Below are 19,465 nucleotides of genomic sequence, written 5' to 3' on the forward strand. Positions count from 1 at the left end.
CGTCAGCCTCTTCTTCACTTTTTGGGGTAGTTTTTGGATAAGCCCTCGACCGATTAGTATTGGTCAGCTCCATGCATTGCTGCACTTCCACCTCCAACCTATCTACCTCGTCGTCTTCAAGGGGTCTTACTAATTGGGAAATCTCATCTTGAGGGGGGCTTCACGCTTAGATGCTTTCAGCGCTTATCCCGTCCGTACGTAGCTACTCAGCCATGCTCCTGGCGGAACAACTGATGCACCAGCGGTACGTCCATCCCGGTCCTCTCGTACTAAGGACAGCTCCTCTCAAATTTCCTGCGCCCACGACAGATAGGGACCGAACTGTCTCACGACGTTCTGAACCCAGCTCGCGTACCGCTTTAATGGGCGAACAGCCCAACCCTTGGGACCTACTTCAGCCCCAGGATGCGATGAGCCGACATCGAGGTGCCAAACCTCCCCGTCGATGTGGACTCTTGGGGGAGATAAGCCTGTTATCCCCAGGGTAGCTTTTATCCGTTGAGCGATGGCCCTTCCATGCGGTACCACCGGATCACTAAGTCCGACTTTCGTCCCTGCTCGACTTGTTGGTCTCGCAGTCAAGCTCCCTTATGCCTTTGCACTCTTCGAATGATTTCCAACCATTCTGAGGGAACCTTTGAACGCCTCCGTTACTCTTTAGGAGGCGACCGCCCCAGTCAAACTGCCCGCCTGACACGGTCCCCGTACCCGTTTAGGGCACCAGGTTAGAACCTAGATACGATCAGGGTGGTATCCCAACGGCGCCTCCGCAGAAGCTTGCGCTCCTGCCTCTACGGCTCCCACCTATCCTGTACAGATCGTACCCAAATTCAATATCAAGCTGCAGTAAAGCTCCATGGGGTCTTTCCGTCTTGTCGCGGGTAACCTGCATCTTCACAGGTATTAAAATTTCACCGGATCTCTCGTTGAGACAGCGCCCAAGTCGTTACGCCATTCGTGCGGGTCAGAATTTACCTGACAAGGAATTTCGCTACCTTAGGACCGTTATAGTTACGGCCGCCGTTTACTGGGGCTTCGGTTCACAGCTTCGGATTGCTCCTAACCGCTCCCCTTAACCTTCCAGCACCGGGCAGGCGTCAGCCCGTATACTTCGCCTTGCGGCTTCGCACAGACCTGTGTTTTTGCTAAACAGTCGCTTGGGCCTTTTCACTGCGGCCCCCTCGGGCTATTCACCCTACCGAGGCACCCCTTCTCCCGAAGTTACGGGGTCATTTTGCCGAGTTCCTTAACGAGAGTTCTTCCGCGCGCCTTAGAATTCTCTTCTCGCCTACCTGTGTCGGTTTGCGGTACGGGCACCTTCTCCTGACTAGAGGCTTTTCTTGGCAGTGTGAGATCATGACCTTCGCTACTATAATTTTCGCTCCCCATCACAGCCCAGCCTTAATGGTGTGCGGATTTGCCTACACACCAGCCTCACTGCTTAGACGGACATCCATCAGTCCGCGTCACTACCCTCCTGCGTCACCCCATCGCTCATAGCGGATTACGGTGGTACAGTAATTTCAAACTGTTGTCCTTCGACTACGCCTTTCGGCCTCGCCTTAGGTCCCGACTTACCCTGAGCGGACGAGCCTTCCTCAGGAAACCTTGGGCTTTCGGCGGATCAGATTCTCACTGATCTTTTCGTTACTCATACCGGCATTCTCACTTGTATGCTGTCCAGCGCTCCTTACGGTACACCTTCAACCTGCATACAACGCTCCCCTACCCCAGATACATAGTATCTAGCCATAGCTTCGGTGGTGTGTTTAGCCCCGTTACATTTTCGGCGCAGAGTCACTCGACCAGTGAGCTATTACGCACTCTTTCAATGGTGGCTGCTTCTAAGCCAACATCCTGGTTGTCTGTGCAACTCCACATCCTTTCCCACTTAACACACACTTGGGGACCTTAGCTGATGGTCTGGGCTGTTTCCCTTTTGACAATGGATCTTAGCACTCACTGTCTGACTCCCGGCAAGAAGTTAATGGCATTCGGAGTTTGACTGAGCTTGGTAACCCTTGCGGGCCCCGCACCCAATCAGTGCTCTACCTCCACCACTCCATTCACCGAGGCTAGCCCTAAAGCTATTTCGGGGAGAACCAGCTATCTCCGAGTTCGATTGGAATTTCTCCGCTACCCCCACCTCATCCCCGCATTTTTCAACATACGTGGGTTCGGGCCTCCAGTGCGTGTTACCGCACCTTCACCCTGGACAGGGGTAGATCACACGGTTTCGGGTCTACGTCCACATACTTAAGTCGCCCTATTCAGACTCGCTTTCGCTGCGGCTCCGGCTTCTCACCTTAACCTTGCATGTTAAACGTAACTCGCCGGTTCATTCTACAAAAGGCACGCCATCACCCATGAATAGGGCTCTGACTTTTTGTAAGCACACGGTTTCAGGTTCTATTTCACTCCCCTTCCGGGGTGCTTTTCACCTTTCCCTCACGGTACTGTTTCACTATCGGTCGCCAGGTAGTATTTAGCCTTAGCAGATGGTCCTGCTGGATTCATACGGGGTTTCACGTGCCCCGCACTACTCGGGATCCGTCTCGGAGAGAACACAGTTTAGGCTACAGGGCTTTTACCTCTATCGCGGGCCTTTCCAGACCTCTTCGCCTACCATATTCCTTTGTAACTCCATGTGAGACGTCCCACAACCCCAAGGGGCAAGCCCCTTGGTTTAGGCTGTTCCGCGTTCGCTCGCCGCTACTGACGGAATCACTATTGTTTTCTCTTCCTCAGGGTACTTAGATGTTTCAGTTCCCCTGGTCTGCCTCTATCTCCCCTATGTATTCAGAGAGAAGTAACTGCGAATTACCACAGCTGGGTTTCCCCATTCGGACACCCCCGGATCAAAGCTTGCTTACAGCTCCCCGAGGCAGTTTCGTTGTTCGCCACGTCCTTCGTCGGCTCCTGGCGCCTAGGCATCCTCCGTGTGCTCTTATTAGCTTAACCAATCGCTCTGGTATTGGCTTATTCGCTCATCTTGTTTTAAACAGCGCTTCCAGATCACTCTGTCCGCCAGTCTGTTTAAAGCCAAAAGTCGCTCACAATCCAAAACCTTCGCTTAGTATCACTATTAATTAAAACTTGTTCACACAAGTTTCAGCTAAAAGATGTTCTAAAACGCAAATTCGTTTCGGTATCCAGTTTTCAAGGATCAAGTTTAAAGAAGTATTGAGTTTAAATCATTTTGGTGGAGCCAAGCGGGATCGAACCGCTGACCTCCTGCTTGCAAGGCAGGCGCTCTCCCAGCTGAGCTATGGCCCCATAAAAGTACTATCCTGTTAAATGTTATATGGTGGGCCTTGGTGGACTCGAACCACCGACCTCACCCTTATCAGAGGTGCGCTCTAACCAACTGAGCTAAAAGCCCATATAACATAACATTGAGTCAACCAAAGGATTGGTTGTCCGCTTGGCAGCGTCCTACTCTCCCAGGACCCTTCGGTCCAAGTACCATTGGCGCTGGAGGACTTAACGGTCGTGTTCGGGATGGGTACGTGTGGAACCCCTCCGCTATCGCCACCAAACGCATACGAAAGAGACTTGCTCTTTCAAAACTGAACACGAGTGAGTGTTTTGGAAGCTAAGCTTCCGATTTGAATGTCACCGTTGCAGGTGACGATTCTCCATAGAAAGGAGGTGATCCAGCCGCACCTTCCGATACGGCTACCTTGTTACGACTTCACCCCAATCATCTACCCCACCTTCGGCGGCTGGCTCCCTTGCGGGTTACCCCACCGACTTCGGGTGTTGTAAACTCTCGTGGTGTGACGGGCGGTGTGTACAAGACCCGGGAACGTATTCACCGCGGCATGCTGATCCGCGATTACTAGCAATTCCGACTTCATGCAGGCGAGTTGCAGCCTGCAATCCGAACTGAGACCGGCTTTGCTGGGATTGGCTCCACCTCGCGGCTTCGCTTCCCGTTGTACCGGCCATTGTAGTACGTGTGTAGCCCAGGTCATAAGGGGCATGATGATTTGACGTCATCCCCACCTTCCTCCGGTTTGTCACCGGCAGTCACTCTAGAGTGCCCAGCCTTACCTGCTGGCAACTAAAGTCAAGGGTTGCGCTCGTTGCGGGACTTAACCCAACATCTCACGACACGAGCTGACGACAACCATGCACCACCTGTCTCCTCTGTCCCGAAGGCCGCCACTATCTCTAGTGGATTCAGAGGGATGTCAAGACCTGGTAAGGTTCTTCGCGTTGCTTCGAATTAAACCACATACTCCACTGCTTGTGCGGGTCCCCGTCAATTCCTTTGAGTTTCAGTCTTGCGACCGTACTCCCCAGGCGGAGTGCTTACTGTGTTAACTTCGGCACCAAGGGTATCGAAACCCCTAACACCTAGCACTCATCGTTTACGGCGTGGACTACCAGGGTATCTAATCCTGTTTGCTCCCCACGCTTTCGCGCCTCAGCGTCAGTTACAGCCCAGAAAGTCGCCTTCGCCACTGGTGTTCCTCCACATATCTACGCATTTCACCGCTACACGTGGAATTCCACTTTCCTCTTCTGTACTCAAGCCACCCAGTTTCCAGTGCGACCTCAGGTTGAGCCCAAGGTTTAAACACCAGACTTAAATAGCCGCCTGCGCGCGCTTTACGCCCAATAATTCCGGACAACGCTTGCCCCCTACGTATTACCGCGGCTGCTGGCACGTAGTTAGCCGGGGCTTTCTTCTCAGGTACCGTCACTCCGGTAGCAGTTACTCTACCGGACGTTCTTCCCTGGCAACAGAGCTTTACGATCCGAAAACCTTCATCACTCACGCGGCGTTGCTCCGTCAGGCTTTCGCCCATTGCGGAAGATTCCCTACTGCTGCCTCCCGTAGGAGTCTGGGCCGTGTCTCAGTCCCAGTGTGGCCGTTCACCCTCTCAGGTCGGCTACGCATCGTCGCCTTGGTGAGCCGTTACCCCACCAACTAGCTAATGCGCCGCAGGCCCATCTCCTTGTAGCAGATTGCTCCGCCTTTCATCCTTCGTCCATGTGAACAAAGGAATTATCCGGTATTAGCTACCGTTTCCGGTAGTTATCCCAGTCAAAGAGGTAGGTTGCCTACGTGTTACTCACCCGTCCGCCGCTAAGTTAATCCGGAGCAAGCTCCTTCATAACTCCGCTCGACTTGCATGTATTAGGCACGCCGCCAGCGTTCGTCCTGAGCCAGGATCAAACTCTCCAAATTGGTATCCAGAAAGAGCGATTGCTCATTTTGAAACATCTGACGAGAATTTACATTCTCACGATGAAATTTCTAAAGCGTATAAATACGCTGTGAAACTCATCAGTTTTGGATCTCACTTGCGTGATTTCCCACTCACTCGTTGTTCAGTTTTCAAAGATCAATGTCTCTTTTTAACTCTTCACCGCGTCTCAGCGGCGACCTTTATAATATATCACAGTGTTTATCATTTTGGCAAGTCTTTTTTTGAAAAAAAGTTTTTTTCGTTTTTCCTTGCCTGCAGCTGCTTTTCAATACATAGAAAAGGAGCGCGAGATATAATGTATCATAGCGGCTCCCTTTTAGTCAACCTATTTAGTTAATTTCATGGACAAGCGATTGAACCCTAAGTATCAGCCCTCTAATTTTAATGTTTAAATTGGGATGACCGGCCGCCCCACGCATATTTAGACAGCTCTTTCTGAGGAGCAAAACGTGCGTACATACGAAATACTGTTTTATATCGATTGGCAATGGCATGCCTGATATTTTGGTCCAAGCGTTGATCACTTAAATCCAGAAGCATCTCATCAAGCTCTTTACGCAAAACATAGTCCAGCTCCTTACATTCCTTCTCGTTGAACAACATTCCCAACATATGCTTGGCCTCCTTCATGAAATTTAATATTTACAGAAACCTCAAATGCCGCTGCTTGTGTGATAGAAGATAGTCCATGGATGACGGGAAGCTGTACCTGTTTATCCGTTTACACTAGATTAACCGGAGCGCAGTATCTATAACCATAATTACGAAAAAATCACCTCTATGGTCTTGCCGCAAATACATAGCACCGGTTGTCAGGAAACCCCAAAATCGTATGGCTTTAATGTTATGCTCAATTCCCGGGTTTTTTATGATAAAAGTGAAAATGTAATCGTGCTTTCAATTATTGCGGCGATCAATAAAAGGATCACAATCCAAACCGATGCCGTTAATGTTTGCCGCATAAAGACCGGCCAAGCGTTGCTCCGCTTTTCTTTATTGGCGGCTGTACCGAATATACCTGCGAATATTTTACCGCCGAACTGCAGTCCAAAAGCACAGGCGATAATGATTGCCGGAATTTCAATGATCCCGTGCGGCAGGAGCCCCTTAACGATAAGCGTAAACAAATCCTGTTCCTGAAGCACCGACAAGTGGATTAAATATCCGATAACCGCACCGTTGATGAGCAGAAAAAATGCGGGAAGTATCCCAAAGAAGGCACCGAGGAAAATAATGAGCACACTCTTGATACTATTGTTCAGAAATATAAATTTGAAAAAACTCCACTGTGGATGGTCGGACTCTTTAAGATCTTTACTGATATTACTGAGACCCTGCAGCTGCTGTTCAATCAATTTTTGCATAGCGCCGGTGCCTATCCAGCCAATCACACCCCCTGCGATGAATAGAATGGCTGCCAGTATTAAGGCTTTGCGGATCGTGGTTAAATCTTTGGCAAACGTAAAAAAGGATAACATAGACACCTCCTGGAAGTTTTGACGTCACCGCTTCAAAAGCCTTAACTATGATTTCTGTCCTAGAGGAGGTCATAAGCGGTGGGTACGAGCATACATTTAGAACAAACAAGCATTTCGCATAGGAGAGGAGCGCTGTCAGTATGAATTCTTTTTATGTATTCAGCGGCAAGAAGATAAAACGGTTCATTTACATTTTTGCCGCTGCGCTTCTTGCCGCCGGTGTCGTTTATGTCGAGAGGGGCAATATTACCGTTTTTTCCGAAACGGCCCCTTCTGCGATATACAGTGTGCCGACGGAGAAGAAGCTGATCGCTTTAACTTTTGATATTAGCTGGGGAGAAAAAAGGCCCGAACCGATCCTCAAGGTGCTGGAAGAGAAAAAAGTGGATAAGGCCACCTTCTTCCTGTCGTCACCCTGGAGCAAAACTCATCCGGAAATTGTAACAAGCATTAAAGATTCAGGATATGAGATCGGCAGCCATGGTCACAAGCATGTAAACTACAGCGCGCTGAGCAACGAGGAAATCCGCACCCAAATTTCGACAGCACATACCGTGCTTACCGAATTGACTGGCAAGGAACCGAATCTGATCCGCATGCCAAACGGCGATTTCGACAAAAGAGTGCTTCAGGTGGCCAGCGACCTGGGTTATAAGGTCATTCAGTGGGATACCGATTCTTTAGACTGGAAGAACATCGGTGTAGACAATATCGTAAATCGAGTAACGACAAAGGCTCATCCCGGAGATATTGTGCTTTTGCATGCCAGCGATTCCTGTAAACAAACTCACGAGGCTCTTCCGCTTATCATTGACAAGCTGCGCAGCCAGGGCTACGAATTTGTTACTGTGTCCGAGTTAATCAGCCAAGGCAGCGCCGAGGGCAAGGAAGTACGTGATTCCGCTTGGCTGGACGATGGAATTGAAGACGCTGCCGGAATGTAGGCTAACCCGCCACTCTCTCCTGCTTCTTCTGTAATTTTTAATGGCGTGGTGATATCAGCTCTGATATATCGGGCGTTGGAGTGTTCAGCTTCGGATAACTTAAGTTCAGCCCTTCCAGCGTCTTCACCACAATGGCCAACGCGAGATAATTGCGGTACCAGCGGCGATTGGCCGGAATCCAATACCAGGGCGCGTTTTTTGAACTGCTTTCTTTAAATACATCTTGATAAGCCTCCTGATAATCATCCCAAAATTCCCGCTCCTGCAGGTCACTGGCGTCAAACTTCCAATGTTTCGCCGGGTCCTGCAGCCGCTCCTGAATTTTCTCAAGCTGCTTCTCCTTGGAGATATGCAAAAAGAGTTTGATGATCGTTGTCCCTTCCTCCACCAGCATTTCTTCAAACTGGCGGATATAACGAAACCGGCGTTTCATCTCATCTTTTTGCAGACTGCCGTGCACGCGGGGAACCAAGACATCCTCATAATGCGAGCGGTTGAACGCGGCAATGTAGCCCTTGGGCGGCGTCTTCATATGCACTCTCCACAGGAAATCATGGGCTTCTTCCTCGAGAGACGGTTTTTTAAAGCTGGTGACGATAAAACCCTGAGGGTTGATCCCGGAGAAAATATGCTTTACCGTGCCGTCTTTCCCGCTGGAGTCCATCCCTTGCAGGATGACAAGCAGGGAATGCTTTTTCTGGGCAAATAGAATATCCTGCAGCTCGGTGAGACGTTCTTTAAGCTCCTTCATCTTGCCCTCGGCTTCCTCCTTGGTTAAGTCGCCGCTTTCGTTCGGATCAAGCTTGCTCAGGAGTGTTTCGTTTGTGTCTTTTATCATATAGCGCTTGATGTTCATATATTCCCCTCCTCAAAGTTTTGTGAGCATGAACAGCCGCATCTTTAAAATATGTAGTATGTCTTTAAGATTAACCTCCTCCTCCTGATTTTAATCGCCGGCTGGAGGAATCACAAAGAACCCTGCTTCTCATCTGGAGAACGGGGTTCTTTGTATTTTCATAATTATCCTGTTCGTGGTTTCAGAATACGGTGCAGCATCAGAATTTGGAATGCATTGCTTGCAATAAGCGGAATTACAATAAATACGGTAGCGCTGTCCACTCCTATGCGGAGCACACCAATCGTCTCCACTATCGTGATGGCTGTCATAAAGAAAAATGTCGGAATCCAGGCTGAACTATTCGTGCTTCGTACTTTAAAGTAGGACACAATAATGGCTGTAAGCAATATAACGATGCCCAGAATCAAATCAGAGACGACGTTTCGTTCTCCTCCTACAAAAGTTCGCAGAAAGATCAGCTCGAGCAGGGCAAGCACAGCCAGCACCAGTTGTATGTACTGCCAGACCTTTCGCCGAAACACACCTGTTCCCATATAGTTGAGAATCAGATACGCAAAGAAGCCGAGCTGCGAGTAAACGCTGACAAGCATGCCATAGCCAAAAAGGATCAGGGGGTAAATGAAGAGATCGGCAGTGCTTTTGAACTCGATTCGGCCATTCACAGCCTGCAGTGCAAGTCCAGCTACTACCGCTCCGCCCGCACCGATCAGAAGTGTGGTCCAGAACAAATAAAACCATTTCCTTATACTCAGCCAGTTCACCTCCCCGTGTCAGATTTATTTTACCAAGCTTACCGTCAAAAAACCATTATACTGCAACATAAATGTGTGTCCGCGCGGCATACTACAGTCAGGAATCCTACAAAGGAGGGGCAGCGCCAATGAAATGGAGGAGTTTATGGTCCGGAGGCCTGGCTTTAAGCTTAATTATGGCTTTAACGGCCTGCGGAGGAGAACAGAGCAGTTCATCATCCGGGCAGATGGGATACAAGGAAATGAAGACCATGGTTGTTGATATATTGAAAAGCGATGAGGGAAAGAAAGCCGTAGAGGAGGCACTCTCCAGTCCAAGCTCCGGCTCCGAAGGAAGCGGCGGCGGGCTGAGCATGAAAATGATGCCGCTCCAAACGACGGAGCAAATCCGGATTGCCGTCAAGGACACAATTACAGCTCCGGAGTATCAAAAAGAAATTGAAAAAATTATGACCGATCCGCAATTTGCCGGTGAATTTGCCAAAGCGATCAATACCCAGAGCAAGGAGCTGCATCTTCAGCTGATCAAAGACCCAACGTATCAAAAATCAATTGAAGAGATCATGAAGTCGCCCGAAATGATGAAAATGTTCCTAGACCTTACTAAAACTTCAGATTACCGCAAGCAATCCATGACCATTATGCAGGAAGCGATGCAAAATCCCCTATTCCGCATGGAAGTGCTTGGTTTGCTTAAAACGGTAGTCCAGGATGAACTTCAACCGAAGGTTGAAAAGAAAGGCGGGGAAAAAGGCGGCGGGGATCAAGGAAGCGGCGGGGACAGCCAGAAGCAAGAAGGCGGCGATGATTCCGGTTCCTAAATAAAAAGAGGCCTTGTCCCACTTACAATTGGGACGGCCTCTTTTTAATGCCAATCTGAATTACTGCTCATACTTCGCAATCAATTTATCGGCAATCTCCGCAAACAGCTGTGCGGTAGCTGTTTCGGGTTTATATACGGACGGTGAGAAATCCGGTTCGGAGATATGATTATCCGGTGCGCCAAGCGGCACCTGGGCCAGCAGCTCCGTATGCAGTGTCTCTGCTAGTCTCGCCCCGCCGCCGCGGCCGAAAATATAGTCCTTTTTGCCGCATTCCGAGCATTCATAGTAGGCCATATTCTCAATGACCCCAAGAATCTCATGCTCTGTCTGCAAAGCCATTGAACCTGCTCTAGCCGCTACAAAGGCTGCTGTTGCATGGGGCGTAGTTACGATGATTTCCTTGCTGTGCGGCAGCATCTGATGCACATCCAGCGCCACATCACCCGTACCTGGAGGCAAGTCAAGCAGCATGTAGTCAAGCTCTCCCCAACCTACGTCGCTGAAGAACTGGCGGAGCATCTTGCCAAGCATGGGTCCTCTCCAGATGACAGGACTATTCTCACGGATGAAAAAGCCCATGGACATGACCTTCACTCCGAAACGTTCTACAGGTATAATGGTGCCTTCTTCGACAATCGGGCCCTCTTCAATCCCCATCATGTCCGGAATACTGAAGCCATAAATATCAGCATCAATCAATCCGACCTTCTTCCCTTTTCGGGCGAGTGCCACTGCCAGATTTACCGTCACGGTTGATTTGCCGACCCCGCCCTTGCCGCTGGCGATAGCGATGAAGTTCACGCCGGAGTTCTCACCAATCAGCTCATGGCCCTCAAGACCCGCTGCATGCCCTTTAAGCTTGTCCCCTTGACGATCTTCCGGCACATCGTCCACGCTCTCTCCGCGCAAGATAGAGCGCTCATAGTCGGTGGCATCACGCAGCCGGATATGCACATTGCCGGCTCCGCCCGCTGTAAGCAGATCACGCACCTGCTGCTCCAACTCCATACGGCTCTTCTCATCTTGGTCCAGACATACAAGAGATAAGGATATGCGGTCTTCCTTGATCATAATATCGCGAATCAGCTGCAGCTCCACAAGGCTTTTTCCGGATTCCGGGTCTGTAAGCGACTGCAATAGTTCCTGAATTTGTTCCCTGGTCAGCATGGAAAGCACCTCTGTTCCTTCCGGACGGATAAGGTTCCGGTATTTTTGTCTATTATAGCATTCCCCCTCTGCGGATGAGTAGTCCCTCCTCACTGCTGCTCTGAAGCATACCGCATAATCCCGCGGTAAATGCTCGTTGCCACCTTCCGCTGATAGACATCGTCTCCAAGCAAAGCCGACTCCTGCGGATGTGACAGAAAGCCTACCTCCACAAGCACAGCCGGCATTTTCAATGCTTTTAACAGATACACTGTATTCACAGTTTTAGCTACACGATCGGTATTCTCCAGTGTAGCCTTGAGCTCATCCTGCACAAAGCCCGCCAACGCTTTATTCCCTTCGTTGTTGGGATAATAGAAGGTTTGCGCTCCGCTCCAGCGGCCGGAAGGGACACTGTTCATATGGACGCTGATAAAGAGGTCCGCGCCTTTCTCTTCAATAGTCCTTACCCTTTGCTTCAGATCCTCTGTCTTGCGCTTGGAATATCCTTTGGTGCCCTCCTGGGCCAGGTCATAATCACCTTCACGCGTCATAACTACAATCGCCCCCGCCTGCTGCAAATAGTCGCGCAGATACAGCGACACCGAGAGGTTAATATCCTTCTCGATCAGTCCCTCACGGCTGACTGCCCCTCCGTCCGGTCCGCCATGGCCGGCATCGATGGCTATAATCTTACCGGACAATGGCAGGCTCCAATAGTTCAGCGTTTTGGCGGTAGGCATATCATAGGCAATGATGCCGATCATCACAGCAAGCAGCACTGCGCCCAGCATGCCTTTTTTAATACTGTTCCATGAGATCCAGACCGAGACTTTCCGCTGCTTTCGGCCAGACATAACAAAGACCCCCTCGTCCCGATAGATTCTACTCATCTATATGGGACAAGAGGGCCAAATAGTACTGGCTCTTCGTATTTAGGCGTTAACTTCCTGAGACATTCCCTCAATCAAAATTTGCGCAACCTCAGGCCGCGTAAATTCCGGAGGCGGGCACTGGCCATCCCGCAGCAGCGCACGCACCTTCGTACCGGATAGTGTCAGATGCTGATCACCCGGATGAGGGCAGGTCTTGCTGGAGGCCATATTTCCGCATTTGATGCAGAAGAAGCTGTGTTCAAAAAATAGCGGTGTAATCCCCAACTCCTCAGCAGTGAAGTTAGAAAAAATCTCTTGTGCTTCGTAAGTTCCATAGTAGTCACCTACACCGGCATGGTCACGGCCCACGATGAAATGGGTGCAGCCGTAATTTTTGCGGACCATGGCATGGAATATCGCTTCTCTTGGACCCGCGTAACGCATAGCTGCCGGGAACACTCCAAGGAACGTACGGTCTGCCGGGTAGTAATTTTCCAGCAGTGCCAGATAACTCTTCATCCGCACATTGGCCGGCACATCATCGGATTTGGTCTCGCCGACCAGAGGATTGAGGAACAGAGCGTCTACAACCTCCATTGCACACTTCTGAATGTATTCATGCGCACGGTGAACGGGATTTCGGGTCTGAAAGCCAACAACCGTTCTCCAGCCCTTATCAGCGAATATTTGCCGCGTCTTGGCCGGATCAAAGTAGAACTCCCCAAACTTCTCCGGCTGCGGACGATTCAAGACCGTTATAGGTCCTCCTACATAGGTTGCCGGACGGGCCAGCAATTTGCTGACGCCAGGGTGCTCCGGATCTGTCGTTCTGAAGACGTTCTGTGCTTCAAGCTGCTGATCTACGCTGTAAATGCTCTGCACATCAAGCAAACCATAAATCACACCATCTTCTTCACCGATCAAAGACACGGTATCACCAACAGCCAGACCTGAGGCCACCTCATCCTCAACAGCAAGTGTGATGGGAATACTCCATACGGTGCCATCCGCAAGTCTCATGCTTTTCACGACAGAACGGTAATCTTCTTCATTTAAAAAACCGGTAAGCGGTGAGAAGGCTCCCACGGCAATCAAATCCAGATCAGAGATAGTCCATGTATTAATTGCGATTGATTTATAGTCCGAAGCTTGCTGCAGCAATTCTTCCCTCTGCGCTCCCTCCACTGTACGCTGAATCAGTGTTCCTCCATGTGGAAGTATTGACGTCATCTAATTTCTCTCCTCCTGTGTCTCGCTTCTCGTGCCTTGCTTATTTATGCAGTCCACATTCCGTTTTTTCCGAACCGGACCATCTTCCGGCACGCGGATCTTCACCAGGCATAACAGCACGGGTGCATTGCTCGCAGCCGATGCTCGGGAAATTGCGGTCATGGAGCGGATTATATACAACATCATTTTCGCGGATGTAATTCCATACATCCTCAGTCGTCCAGTGCGCAATCGGATTAAATTTGACCAGTCCGAATTTATAATCGTACTCTACCTTTTTGGAATTGGCGCGAGTTGGCGCCTGATCACGGCGAATCCCGGTAATCCAGGCATCATATTGGGAAAGAATGCGGGTAAGCGGCTCTACCTTGCGGATCGCACAGCATTGGTTAGGATCGACACTCCATAGCGCATCACCGTATTGAAGTGCTTGTTCCTGCGTAGATATCTGCGGCGACACACGCACGAACTCCATTCCATATTTATCAGCCATAATATCTCTTGTCTCATAGGTTTCTTTGAAATGATAATCCGTATCCAGATAAAAAACATCCGTTGACGGACTAACCTTCTGCAGCATATCAACAAGTACTACATCTTCGGCTCCGAAACTGCAGGCAAAGGTGATGTTCGGGAAAGTTTCTACTGCCCAACGAATAATCTCTTCAGGTGAGGCATTTTCCAGTTCCTCAGCCTTAACTTTAATCAAATCTTCTTTCTCAAGCAGATTCATTACGGTATTCCTCCATCCTAGTTATGCAGCTTAAAGATAATGCTGAACTTATGACGACAATTCCAACTATTTTTATATGGAATAGTATATAACTTTCCCTGAGGAAGTCAATGCATTTTATAGCATTTATAGCACCATAAAAAGCCAAAAGCCCCTGTCCATAAAGGCTAGAGGCCTGATATCCTTAAAAACCGAGAGATATGCTGTAATAAGAAGAATATATAGTCAGAAACTCTGAATTACCAAACCATAACTTCTACTTTAAAAAGGCCTCCAACTCGTGAATGCGCCTAATAGAGCATTGTTCACAAAGTCAACGGGTGTTTTAGGACCAGAGAAATACCAGTTTAAAGAAAACCGCCGTAAGTTTATTGAGAGAAGGTAAAACATTGGGATAATACCGAATTCAAAACCTCATGATTGTATTTTCGGACCCGATTATTCGCCTCCAAGATTTTATTAGCCCATGCTAACGCTCTGTTGTATTGATTGAAATCATGAACCTGAATCCTAAAATGGCAGAAATCCTTATGCAGCTGATACTCCTCATAGGTGGGATTGAGCCCGATTTGCCCAAATTGTTGCCTGATGATCCTCTCAGCCATCTGTTCTTGCATAGTTTCATGGACGTAAGATATCTGGTTAGTATGCACCCTGTACTTTAGCAGCACTTCAGGCAGATTGGTCAATTGGGTTACCTCCCCCAAGCGGTTCCACAGCTCAAAATCTTCCGCATGGGGGTAATCCCAATATTTGACTCCATGATTATCCAGAATGGATTTTCTAAGCATGACAGTAGGATGCACAATCGTACAGTGAAAAAACTGCCAACACCTTATTTCGTCATGAATTAGTGGTTTAGCCGTAGTCCCGGTTATGCCGATATATTCTGCTTGGCTACCGCAAACCCCTATATGCGGATTCGCATCCATAAAGGCCACCTGACGTGCCAAACGGTGCGGCAATGCGATGTCATCCCCATCCATTCGGGCAATATATTCACCAGTACATAACGAAAGGCCTTCGTTCAATGTTCTGATAAGCCCGATGTTTACGGCATGAGAAATCACCTTTATACGGCTGTCATGAATCCCCCTTATTCTTCCCAAGGTTCCATCAACAGACCCATCATCTATAATCAGTAGTTCAAAATCCGGATACGATTGCTGAAGGATACTCTGAATTGACTCCTCAATATAAAGAGATGAGTTGTATACAGGCAACAAAACCGATATTTTCACCATTACTCGCACCGCCTCAACTATACTTAATACTTTATAGATTATGAGGCCATGCCTTGTCTCGATATAAGTAAGTGCCTGTTTCAAATTAAATATGTATGATCGTCCAAACGCTTTTCTCCTGACATTAATTTAATATAGTAAATTATCCGGGGGGGATCCGCATGATATTGAATGAGATCAAGGGTACCTATGACGTTATTTTCAGTTTAGGACATAACTGCCTCGCTGCAGATCAATTATCCCGCACTCTATTACGAAAGGTAGGTGGGGTGATTGATTGGGTGGAGACCCCCGTTTTGGCAGGTGTAAGCAATCTATTGCGAAATCGGTTCGCCCATTTCATGGATTTTCCTAATCTTAGTATTACGGGAATTAATCATAAAGCGGAATGTTTTATTGTTAGGGACGCAGCGTACCATGCTTTTTCTCACCATGATTTTCCACTGAGTGAAAATACACCGGAGCAGCTTGTCAGCTATCCAAAATTAAAAGAAAAACTACAGCGCCGCATTCCGCGATTCCTCGAGACCCTCAGGGTCGCTGACAAGGTATTATTTATTCGCACCGAAGCAACAATACATGAAACCGCTGAACTGCTGGATGTGTTAAACGGGATGGTTCAAGGAACATTTAACCTGCTTGTTATTAATCATGCACCCGTACAAGGAATCATCGAAACTCCTTGGCCCTTTAACAATGTTTGCGCCTTACAAATCCCAGAAGTCCCGGACATGTTCCATGATAATGATCATCTCTGGAGATCCATATTGCATGGCTTTAGTGTTAGATAAAATAAGCCATTGCCATGGTCACAGCGTCATTATGGCAAAAATAAAAGCCCCTGGCCATAAAGGCCAGAGGCTTGATATCCTTGATAACCAAGGGATATTAACGTTTCGAGAACTGTGGAGCGCGACAATTAATTTCGATTAGTTCAGATAGCCATATATAATAGGAAGTTTCTTTTCAAGAGTTCCGATTAATTCCGATTAGTTTGGTTGTAAATTAGGTCGAGATATATAGTCATCAAAAAAACTCTCCATTAATCAGAGTTACACACATGTACTCCCCTAGCGAAATCTTGCCCCGCCGCTTCCGTGGTAGGGCGTGATCGTTTTTAACCTATCGAATTTTTCACATATTATCTGTATAACCTTTGCCAGCCTCTGGATTACTCACGATCCCCAGCACCACCAGCACGCCGAGTACAGCATTTACTGCTGCCATTACTTCTTCAAATTTCTCCGATGTGAATTGCACGTCAAAGATCATGCCAACGGTCTGCACCCCCAGCAGTACTGCTGCCGCCAAGGATACCCATAATCCATAGTTTCTCCATTTGCTTCTCACTATTTGGCCTCCTTACTATTGATTGTCACTGTTTTGCTCTTGGCATCATACGACACTGTAGCTCCCAGAGCCTCTGCTATGGCTCTTGCTGGCGTATAGGTTACCCCTTCGTCCGCTACACCGTCAGCCACCTTCAGGCCATCCACGATTACTGATACGATTACATCTTTCTTCACTTCTGAATCCTCCTTCGTACATTTACCAATTTTGATATATGCCGCTGCCACCTGGGATGCTGTTGGTTCCTTGCCAGCACGTAACTGAGACGTTGTAAGACCGAAGGCCATTTGGAAGTGTGGTGCATCCTTGATGGAGATAAAATCCCCACCCCACTCAAACCCGAGCGCTTTGGCCTCCTGCACCACCTCTGTCCAATCTCCCATTCCGTCTGCATCACCATCGCGTTTCAAGTCCCAAGATACCTGTTTTTCATCTGGCAAGAGCAACGCAAAGTCGACTGCAAGTCCAAAGTTGTGGTAACTCGTCCCCCCCTTGGCATTGGTCACAATAGGCCCAGGCTTCGTACGACCCTGAGCGTACAGGGCGTCCTGCTCTTCAATGGTCCGGAGCCCTTGGGTAATGACTATATTGACTCCCCGGGCGTAACTCCGTTCAATGAGAGCCAACGTAGCCGCTACAACAACAGGATGCAGCCCGATCAGACGTTTATGGGATTTAAGTTTTACCTGCTCTAATATAAGCATCACATCACTCCCTATTTCCCTAAAAATTGATTGCCTGCTGCTGCTCCAAGAGCAATCAAAACAATGTATTTAATCATGTCCATCCAAAGTTTCCGCTCTGCCCCACTGTCCTTGTTAGCTTGCTGAAGCAACGAGAAAATTTTGCTTTCGAGGCTGTCGAACTTAGCCATAATTGCACTGAACTGAATCTCCATTTTGATGGTTGAGCTTTTAATCTCCTTAATACTTTCATCCTGACGATGGTCATTCTCTTCCAGTAACCGTAACTTAGTGTTTGCCGTAACGTTTTCGGCAGCTATTCGGGCAAACTCACTGGTCAGAGTATTCAATCCCGCTTCTACCTCTTCAAGACGTTGTTGTAATGGCATTACATCCTGAACCCCTCCTCTTACATCTGCACCCGCGTCTGCCATCATGACGTACCCCTTTATCTAGTTGTTGTATAAAAAGAGCCCCCGGATCGGCTCCGAGGGCAAAATAAAAACGCCTCATTGGGCGCATCCTTAAATTTATTTAGCTGGTAATGGTTCTCCGTTTTCATCCAGATCAGACGCTGCCAGGTAGGTCTTAACCTCAGGCTGCAGTTTGGCTGGCACTTGAGCATAAGTTTTCAGCCCCTTAATAATCAACAAGGCATAAATAACAGACATTGTGTCACCTCCCTTCATGAGACGTAGACCGCCGGACACCAGCAGCCCTGCCAATCATTTAGGCATTATCTTCCAGCAGCGCGGCAACATCCTCGCGGATTACAGCCGGTACTTGTTCCAGCTTTTTAAGTCCCTCGCGGATCAAGCTTGTATATACTTGTGTCATTTACTTAGCACCTCCAGTCAAGGGCAATACCAGCTCGTACAGCTCGGTTAACGCCAATTGCGCACTTACAGCCTCTTTTTGTGCAGAGAGTAACTGCTCATAATTATCAGCGAGCGCCATCTGTGTGCTGGATAGCTCTGTTGTCAGGCCCTTGATTTGCTCGGTTAAGGGCTTCTGGTAGACTGGTTCCGTAGGTTCTTCTGGAGCTTCTGGGTTTGTATATAAAAACTCCAATTCTTCTGTCTCTAAATTCACGCGAAATCGTCCCCAAGACTCGCGAAACTCAACATTATATTGACCGAACTCTAATTCAATCATTCCTAACGTTTCCTCTACACGTTCATTAAGCACCTTGAAAGATGCAAAATCCTGCTCGCGAGTTGTTTTAACAACATCACCAACTCTTTCACCAGTATCAAGAATTACATTTCCTGTCACTTTATCAAAATAAATTTTTCTTCCGATTTCCATATTAATATCCTCCTATTTTTTATTCTGTCGCCCGCCATGTTATTGTATACCCACTTGCAAACGGTATCTCAATGGTAAAACCCCCGGCAAAAATAGAACTTTGATGAAAGGTTGTAGACAGCGGCTGGGTTTGATTTCCGGTCAACGCGCTACCATACCACTGTCCAAGTGAGTAGCCTATACGGACATAGTTAACAGTATTAAAAAAGCCCGTCTCTACTGTTGAGGGCGTAAATCCGAGTCCGTTTATGGTAGAAGTTTGTGCACCATTGTGGACGAATGTTCCGGTAGCCGTGCGTCTGCCCTCTACCATAGTTCCCGTGATTCCAAGAAGGTTCACTCCATTACGAATATTTGAAGCATTAAATTGTGGAGCAGCAGTAGTAACCCACGTGGACCCATCATAGTAACCCTGTGGGGGCTGCAAAAACACTCTATCATTAGCCCATACCGTTACTGCAGCGGCAGGTAAGTGGATATTTTCCGCGCTTCTGTTTGGCATAACTCCCCGCAGGCCAAACATAGTTACATCTGATCTCCAATATGCGGGATTAAAGTTCGCGTCGTCTTTCCTTATCCATACATCCCCTTGAAAAGCTGTAATAGGGTCAGTCGGATTAACAGGTCTTAAATAGATCGTACCAGGGACCGCAGATGTTTGTTTGGCTAGGTGGTGGTTTACACCTGCTCCGTCACCATTTGAAGCATTTTTTAAGGGCATCTCGCCCAGCGCAAAATAATTTGTTTTTGAACTAAATCTTTGTCCAGTTAATACATGCTGCGGATCAGCTGTGCCTGGTATATATAAAACCATTAA

Annotated in this window: 19 protein-coding genes, 2 tRNA genes and 3 rRNA genes; 3 read left to right on the forward strand and 21 right to left on the reverse strand. The window is 48.3% G+C overall.

What is annotated here, in order from left to right; genetic code table 11:
• Positions 1 to 33: 33 nt before the first annotated feature.
• The 7 genes from MHI45_RS14790 to MHI45_RS14820 all read right to left on the reverse strand — a co-directional run bounded on the left by MHI45_RS14790 (position 34) and on the right by MHI45_RS14820 (position 6,700).
• Positions 34 to 2,961 (reverse strand): 23S ribosomal RNA (locus tag MHI45_RS14790).
• Positions 2,962 to 3,200: 239 nt separating this feature from the next.
• Positions 3,201 to 3,276 (reverse strand) — tRNA-Ala (locus MHI45_RS14795).
• 29 nt (positions 3,277 to 3,305) lie between these two features.
• Positions 3,306 to 3,382, reverse strand: a tRNA-Ile gene (locus MHI45_RS14800).
• Positions 3,383 to 3,422: 40 nt separating this feature from the next.
• Positions 3,423 to 3,539, reverse strand: a 5S ribosomal RNA gene (gene rrf, locus MHI45_RS14805).
• 105 nt (positions 3,540 to 3,644) lie between these two features.
• Positions 3,645 to 5,200 (reverse strand): 16S ribosomal RNA (locus tag MHI45_RS14810).
• Together the 16S, 23S and 5S rRNA genes with 2 tRNA genes alongside form the textbook arrangement of a ribosomal RNA operon.
• Before the next feature lie 403 nt (positions 5,201 to 5,603).
• Positions 5,604 to 5,834 carry a hypothetical protein gene (locus tag MHI45_RS14815; RefSeq protein ID WP_025336637.1) on the reverse strand — a complete coding sequence of 77 codons (231 nt, stop codon included), beginning with the start codon at positions 5,832 to 5,834 and terminating at the stop codon, positions 5,604 to 5,606.
• 254 nt (positions 5,835 to 6,088) lie between these two features.
• Positions 6,089 to 6,700, reverse strand: a complete 612-nt coding sequence (locus MHI45_RS14820; RefSeq protein ID WP_076112925.1) for a stage II sporulation protein M — start codon at positions 6,698 to 6,700, stop codon at positions 6,089 to 6,091.
• Between the two features lie 140 nt (positions 6,701 to 6,840).
• On the opposite strand from MHI45_RS14820, the gene pdaB reads away from it, so the two are divergent.
• A complete protein-coding gene (gene pdaB / locus MHI45_RS14825) occupies positions 6,841 to 7,644 on the forward strand; it encodes a polysaccharide deacetylase family sporulation protein PdaB (protein WP_038596963.1) in 804 nt (267 codons plus the stop codon).
• Positions 7,645 to 7,681: 37 nt separating this feature from the next.
• Here pdaB and MHI45_RS14830 read toward each other — a convergent pair whose 3' ends face one another.
• Positions 7,682 to 8,500, reverse strand: a complete 819-nt coding sequence (locus MHI45_RS14830; RefSeq protein WP_076112926.1) for a PPK2 family polyphosphate kinase — start codon at positions 8,498 to 8,500, stop codon at positions 7,682 to 7,684.
• Between the two features lie 164 nt (positions 8,501 to 8,664).
• Positions 8,665 to 9,255 (reverse strand): KinB-signaling pathway activation protein, encoded by a 591-nt coding sequence (locus MHI45_RS14835; protein ID WP_076112969.1) that lies wholly within the window; start codon positions 9,253 to 9,255, stop codon positions 8,665 to 8,667.
• A 128-nt stretch (positions 9,256 to 9,383) separates the two neighbouring features.
• On the opposite strand from MHI45_RS14835, the gene gerD reads away from it, so the two are divergent.
• On the forward strand, positions 9,384 to 10,076 hold the full coding sequence (gene gerD, locus MHI45_RS14840; protein ID WP_076112927.1) for a spore germination lipoprotein GerD: 693 nt from the start codon (positions 9,384 to 9,386) through the stop codon (positions 10,074 to 10,076).
• A 60-nt stretch (positions 10,077 to 10,136) separates the two neighbouring features.
• Here the strand turns inward: gerD and MHI45_RS14845 are convergent, their stop codons facing one another.
• The 5 genes from MHI45_RS14845 to MHI45_RS14865 all read right to left on the reverse strand — a co-directional run bounded on the left by MHI45_RS14845 (position 10,137) and on the right by MHI45_RS14865 (position 15,307).
• Positions 10,137 to 11,246, reverse strand: coding sequence for an Mrp/NBP35 family ATP-binding protein (locus MHI45_RS14845; protein ID WP_076112928.1), 1,110 nt, complete (start codon positions 11,244 to 11,246; stop codon positions 10,137 to 10,139).
• An 89-nt stretch (positions 11,247 to 11,335) separates the two neighbouring features.
• Positions 11,336 to 12,082: an N-acetylmuramoyl-L-alanine amidase CwlD gene (gene cwlD, locus MHI45_RS14850; RefSeq protein ID WP_076112929.1), complete on the reverse strand. Its 747-nt coding sequence runs from the start codon at positions 12,080 to 12,082 to the stop codon at positions 11,336 to 11,338.
• 78 nt (positions 12,083 to 12,160) lie between these two features.
• Positions 12,161 to 13,330: a sulfate adenylyltransferase gene (sat, locus tag MHI45_RS14855; RefSeq protein WP_076112930.1), complete on the reverse strand. Its 1,170-nt coding sequence runs from the start codon at positions 13,328 to 13,330 to the stop codon at positions 12,161 to 12,163.
• A gap of 40 nt (positions 13,331 to 13,370) precedes the next feature.
• Complete coding sequence (locus MHI45_RS14860) at positions 13,371 to 14,063, reverse strand: phosphoadenylyl-sulfate reductase (protein ID WP_076112931.1); 693 nt, start codon at positions 14,061 to 14,063, stop codon at positions 13,371 to 13,373.
• Positions 14,064 to 14,431: 368 nt separating this feature from the next.
• Positions 14,432 to 15,307 (reverse strand): glycosyltransferase family 2 protein, encoded by an 876-nt coding sequence (locus MHI45_RS14865; protein WP_076112970.1) that lies wholly within the window; start codon positions 15,305 to 15,307, stop codon positions 14,432 to 14,434.
• A gap of 161 nt (positions 15,308 to 15,468) precedes the next feature.
• On the opposite strand from MHI45_RS14865, the gene MHI45_RS14870 reads away from it, so the two are divergent.
• Entirely contained in the window at positions 15,469 to 16,098 is a 630-nt protein-coding gene (locus MHI45_RS14870; RefSeq protein ID WP_076112932.1) for a DUF1796 family putative cysteine peptidase, read from the forward strand.
• A gap of 343 nt (positions 16,099 to 16,441) precedes the next feature.
• On the opposite strand, the gene MHI45_RS14875 is transcribed toward MHI45_RS14870, so the two are convergent.
• The 7 genes from MHI45_RS14875 to MHI45_RS14905 form a co-directional block, all read right to left on the reverse strand.
• Entirely contained in the window at positions 16,442 to 16,657 is a 216-nt protein-coding gene (locus MHI45_RS14875) for a phage holin (RefSeq protein WP_076112933.1), read from the reverse strand.
• Positions 16,657 to 17,361, reverse strand: coding sequence for a M15 family metallopeptidase (locus MHI45_RS14880; protein ID WP_076112934.1), 705 nt, complete (start codon positions 17,359 to 17,361; stop codon positions 16,657 to 16,659). The genes MHI45_RS14875 and MHI45_RS14880 overlap by 1 nt, the downstream gene beginning before the upstream one ends.
• 11 nt (positions 17,362 to 17,372) lie before the next feature.
• Positions 17,373 to 17,777 carry a hypothetical protein gene (locus MHI45_RS14885; protein ID WP_144024423.1) on the reverse strand — a complete coding sequence of 135 codons (405 nt, stop codon included), beginning with the start codon at positions 17,775 to 17,777 and terminating at the stop codon, positions 17,373 to 17,375.
• 93 nt (positions 17,778 to 17,870) lie between these two features.
• On the reverse strand, positions 17,871 to 18,011 hold the full coding sequence (locus tag MHI45_RS14890; protein WP_179091818.1) for a CD1375 family protein: 141 nt from the start codon (positions 18,009 to 18,011) through the stop codon (positions 17,871 to 17,873).
• 58 nt (positions 18,012 to 18,069) lie between these two features.
• Positions 18,070 to 18,177 (reverse strand): CD1375 family protein, encoded by a 108-nt coding sequence (locus MHI45_RS14895; protein ID WP_256718210.1) that lies wholly within the window; start codon positions 18,175 to 18,177, stop codon positions 18,070 to 18,072.
• Positions 18,178 to 18,648 (reverse strand): hypothetical protein, encoded by a 471-nt coding sequence (locus tag MHI45_RS14900; RefSeq protein ID WP_076112937.1) that lies wholly within the window; start codon positions 18,646 to 18,648, stop codon positions 18,178 to 18,180.
• Between the two features lie 19 nt (positions 18,649 to 18,667).
• Positions 18,668 to 19,462, reverse strand: coding sequence for a hypothetical protein (locus MHI45_RS14905; RefSeq protein WP_076112938.1), 795 nt, complete (start codon positions 19,460 to 19,462; stop codon positions 18,668 to 18,670).
• Between the last annotated feature and the right edge of the window lie 3 nt (positions 19,463 to 19,465).

The sequence above is a fragment of the Paenibacillus sp. FSL H3-0321 genome, from assembly GCF_038002865.1.
Classification (GTDB): domain Bacteria; phylum Bacillota; class Bacilli; order Paenibacillales; family Paenibacillaceae; genus Paenibacillus_AQ.